This is a genomic window from Micromonospora sp. DT4, from assembly GCF_049841675.1.
Lineage (GTDB): Bacteria > Actinomycetota > Actinomycetes > Mycobacteriales > Micromonosporaceae > Micromonospora.
On the sequence record NZ_JBNCKT010000209.1, the window covers coordinates 1 to 4305 of the forward strand.

Below are 4305 nucleotides of genomic sequence, written 5' to 3' on the forward strand. Positions count from 1 at the left end.
TGCGTGTACCTCGCCGTGATGGCCCTGGACCCGACCGGCACCGGTCAACGCCGCTGGATCACCCGCTGGAAAGCCGCACTGAACGCCTTCGAGATCACCTTCGAAGGCCGCCTGTCCGCAGGCCGCAAGTAACCCATCAAAATCCAGTTACACCGTTAAGTTGACAGTCCCGGTCTCGTCGCGGCGTGGGCGGGGTATGACCGGCAGTGGTTGGGGCCGGTCGGTGAGCACGTCGCTGCTGGTGTCGGGACTGGTCATCGTCTCTTCCGGCGGCTGGTCTCGGCGGCGATGTCGACCCCGATGGCGTCGAGGCTTGCGCGGGTGATGGCTTCGGTGGTGTCGATGACGGCTTGGACGGCGGCGCTGCGGATCAGCCGGAGGAGGCTGCCGATCATGCCGGCGGTGCGTTGGTGTAGGTAACGGTCGAGTTCGGCCAGGGTGCCGGGGGTGTGGTGGTGCAGGCGCAGGCTGGCCTCGAGGGCGCCGACCAGGGCTGTCCAGTCGGGTCCGGGGGGAAACGGGCCGGTGGGGACCATGCCGAAGCGGCCGGCGATCTGCTCGCCTCGGGTGCCCGAGAGTAGGCCGTTGCGTTCGACGTTGATGCCCGCGTAGGCGAAAGTCGCGGGGATGCGCTCGGCGAAGTACTTGAGGGTGTCCGATACTTCGGCGCCGTTGCGGGTGGTCAGGCTGATGTTGTGGATCTCGTCGACGACGATGAGGCTGGTGCGGGCGTCGATGCAGACGCCGCAGACGGCTTCCATGACCTCGGTGATGTTGGATCTGCGCAGCAGTGGGATGCCGAGGAACCGGGCGAACTCGACGGCGATCATCCGGCCGGTCGCGGCGGGTGGGGCGGTGATGTAGACGACCGGGATGTCCCCGCCGTTGTGGGGGTGGCGCTGGCGGTGGATGACCTCGAGGGTCTTGGCCATCTGGATGATCGCGGTGGTCTTGCCGGTGCGGGCGGGGCCGGAGACGATCAGCCCGCAGCGTCCGGTCTCTGCGCGCCGGTTGAGGTAGGTCAACCGGCGGCCTTCGAGGGTCACCCGGCGGATGGTTGCGGTGGCGATCACCACCAGCTGGGCGTGGTGGCTGAGCCGGGCCTCGTCGTAGGCGAAGCGCTGGTCGGAGGTGAGCGTGGCCAGTCGGGCGTCGTCGAGCAGGTCGGGAACCTGCGGGGTGGTCTGCACGAACCGTCGCCATCCCCGCAGCGTGGTCAGCTGCAGGTGTTCCGCGTCGGTGTCGGTTGGCTGGGCGGCGGGGGTGTGGGCCGCGGTCACCATCGTTTGGTTGCCTCCAGGTAGGGGTCGAACACGCCCAGCGGGACGACCTCGGCGGATGCGTCGTCGCCGTCGGGTGCGCCGATGCGGGTCGGGCTAGTTTCGGCCTCCGGTGGGGCCGGCGGTTCGGGGCGTGGCCACGCCGGTTGGGCGGTGGAGTGGGTGCGGGCGCGGACCCGCAGGTCTCGTTTGGACGCCGACGCCGACGGCGTCGGGTCGGGGCCGCGGTTGGCGCGTCGCAGTAGCGCCTGCACCGCCTCGGCGATCTCGGCTTCCGTGGCGTCGGGCAGCTTCGCGCGGACGTGGTCCCAGGCCAGTTCCCCGAACGGCAGCCCGTCGCGGCGCAGGTGTGTCCAGAACGCGGTGATCCAGCCGCCGGTGCCCGGGTCGCGCACCCAGATCCGGGACACGTCGTAGGGGTCGTGGTGGACCTGCCACAGGTTCTTGTGGGTCTTGTTTCCCGACGGCTGCCTGCGCAGCGGGTTGAGCTGTTCGGCGTCGTAGGTGCGGCGCCGGTGCTTGATGCCGTAGGCGTTGATCGCCTTCCAGCAGGTCGGCAGCAGCGCGATGTAGTCCTCGCCGGACAACGGAACCGGCAGGTAGCCGGTCGACTCGACCAACGCGGCGTACTTCTCGTTCGGCGTGAACATGCGTCCCGGCGTCGCCGGGTCACGCAGGCCGTCGTGGGGGCGGTTCTGCCAGCACGCCACGATCCACTCGTCCAGCAGCTCCTGCAGTTCCAGCATCGACCACAGCGCCTTGGCCTCCAGGCCACGGCCCCGGCGTTCGGTGTTGGAACCGGCGTAGCCGGACACGAACTGCGCGAACAGCGTCCCGACCGCCGACATCAGCTTCTCGACGTGCGGTTTCTCCTCCGGCGAGCCGGGATGGGTGGGCTGGAAGTTGATCCCCAGGAACGCGCAGGACGAGCGGAAGTTGCGCGACAGGAACACGCTGCCCTGATCGACCACGATCGTCTCCGGGACGATGACCGGCCGGGCCGCGGCGTGTTCGAGCCGCTCGTCGATACCGGCCAGCCGCCGGTGCGGCAACACCGAACGGGACATCGCCAACGCCTGCGTCCAGCCCGGCCTCATCGGCTCCGGTGTCAGGGTCCGGGCCAGCAGGATGCTGGCGTCGACCGACTTCGTGGTCGGGCGCAGCACCGCCGCGCGGGCACCGTCTTGGTCCCCACGTCGATCACCCCGGTCAGCTCCACCCGCCCCGGCGTGCCGTCATCCAGCAGCACCAGCACGTCCAGCGGTGTGGAGTCCATCTCCATCAGCTCACCCGGGGCGAACACCCGAGGCCGGGAGAACGGCGCCGGCGGGGCCGCCGCCACCGAGCGGCGGGTGCGGGCCGAGCCCGCCGTGTGCAGGCCGACGGTCAGCTTGTCCAGCAGCCGATACGACGTCGCCTGCGATGGCATCGCCACCAGGCCGTGGTGACGCTCGTCGAGGATCTGCCGGGCCCGCCACAACACATAACCGCGGGTGCGGGTCGAGTCGTCGGTGGCCTCGGCGACCGCCGCCCGCACCGCTTCCACGACCCGCTCGTCGATCCGGCCGAACCGCGACGGCTGCCGCAACAGCCGATGATCCACCAGCGCCGCGACCCCGCCGGACTCGTAACGCTGCCGCTGGCGCTTCACCGTCGCCCACGTCACCGCGTGTCCGGCCGCCCGCAACTCCGCGGCCTTGGTCTTCTCCCGGCTGGTCACCGTCGTGACCGCCGGGTCGAACCCAGGCCGGGCCACCGACCCGGCAGGAGCGTTCGGCGCCAAGCCGTGGATGACCTCCAACACCTGCCGCTCCCACCACAACGCCTGCTCGGCGACGTTGTCCGGCAGACGGTCCAGCGTCGCCGCGCTCATCGGCGCGGCGACGCTGCGCTGCCCGAGCACCGCGAAGTCCGCCTCCGACAACAGGTGCACCAACCGGACGCCCTCGGTCAAGCCGGCCTCGTCGGTCAGCAACACCAGCGTCCCGGACCAACCCACCACCGTCCGCACGATCCCGGCGGCCCGCACCCGGTCACCCGGACGCAGTCGCGGAAGCCGCCCGCTCACCACGGCGGCCTCGACACGCGCACCACCGTCGCCGGGCCCAACAGCGCACCGGTCAGATCCGCCGCGAGGACCTGCCGCCAGAGCAGGTGGAACAGCACCGGCAGCACCAGCAGCCGATCCCCGGCCCGCTCAGCGCCTCCGAACAACGGTGCGGGCTGGTCGAACACCTCCACCAAGCGGGCCACGACGTCCTCGCGCCGCCCGCAGCGCGGATGCCGATACCGCGACAACCAGCGCACGTTCGCCGCGAACACCGACTCCACGACACCGACCCGACGGAACCGCCACCCCACCGCTGAGCAGGCCGCAGCCGTCACCGCGAACGCCTGCGCGTCACGGGCCTTGATCCGCTCGTCTGGGCGCACATCGATCACCAGCCCGGTGCCGTCCTCGACCCGGGCGAAGTAGTCCGGCAGATGCCGGCGCACCCCATCTCCCGCCGGCCAGGACAGCCAGAACGGCTGCGAGGCGATCCCCACCACCGCCGGATCGAAGTCCAGCAGCATCACATGATCCCGCTCCAGCCACGACTCGTAACCCACATGCGCGGCCGTCGTCGACGACCACCACCGGCCCGGGAAGTTCCGCTGACCCTTGAACATCGCGAACGACCGCGCCGGCGCGACGTCCTCGAACCGCACCGCAGCGCAGCCCGTCAGCGACTCACAGCGCAGCTCACCGCCCTCGCCGACGAACTCGACCATGAAGTCGGCCACGTCGATGACGCCAACAGCGGCGGCGGAATCCGAAGAAGATCTCACGAAGCTGACAAACGAGCGTCAGCCCTGTGAGAAACCGCCTGACGGCCATCGACTCACAGGCAGCCGGAGCACCTTGACTGAGAAAACCTGCCAGTCGGAGCAGAAACTTTGAGAAAAGAGCAGGTCAGCAACACGGCGCCGTCATCGAGGCGCACCATGGTGCGCGAAGATTCGGTGCTGGTTGGTGGTTGCGGTC

The 4305-nt window shown here is 70.0% G+C and carries 4 protein-coding genes and 1 pseudogene; 1 reads left to right on the forward strand and 4 read right to left on the reverse strand.

What is annotated here, in order from left to right; translation table 11 throughout:
* Nucleotides 1–132 (forward strand): annotated as a pseudogene (locus tag ACLQ24_RS28675) (IS256 family transposase); the annotation flags it as partial.
* A gap of 122 nt (nt 133–254) precedes the next feature.
* Here ACLQ24_RS28675 and ACLQ24_RS28680 read toward each other — a convergent pair.
* The 4 genes from ACLQ24_RS28680 to ACLQ24_RS28695 are packed head-to-tail and all read right to left on the reverse strand — an operon-like array spanning nt 255 to nt 4109.
* Nucleotides 255–1283: a TniB family NTP-binding protein gene (locus ACLQ24_RS28680; protein WP_425894858.1), complete on the reverse strand. Its 1029-nt coding sequence runs from the start codon at nt 1281–1283 to the stop codon at nt 255–257.
* Entirely contained in the window at nt 1277–2446 is a 1170-nt protein-coding gene (locus ACLQ24_RS28685; RefSeq protein ID WP_425894859.1) for a hypothetical protein, read from the reverse strand. The genes ACLQ24_RS28680 and ACLQ24_RS28685 overlap by 7 nt, the downstream gene beginning before the upstream one ends.
* Nucleotides 2389–3348, reverse strand: a complete 960-nt coding sequence (locus tag ACLQ24_RS28690; protein ID WP_425894860.1) for a hypothetical protein — start codon at nt 3346–3348, stop codon at nt 2389–2391. Before ACLQ24_RS28690 ends, ACLQ24_RS28685 begins: the two co-directional genes overlap by 58 nt.
* On the reverse strand, nt 3345–4109 hold the full coding sequence (locus ACLQ24_RS28695) for a TnsA-like heteromeric transposase endonuclease subunit (RefSeq protein WP_425894861.1): 765 nt from the start codon (nt 4107–4109) through the stop codon (nt 3345–3347). The genes ACLQ24_RS28690 and ACLQ24_RS28695 overlap by 4 nt, the downstream gene beginning before the upstream one ends.
* Nucleotides 4110–4305 lie beyond the last annotated feature (196 nt).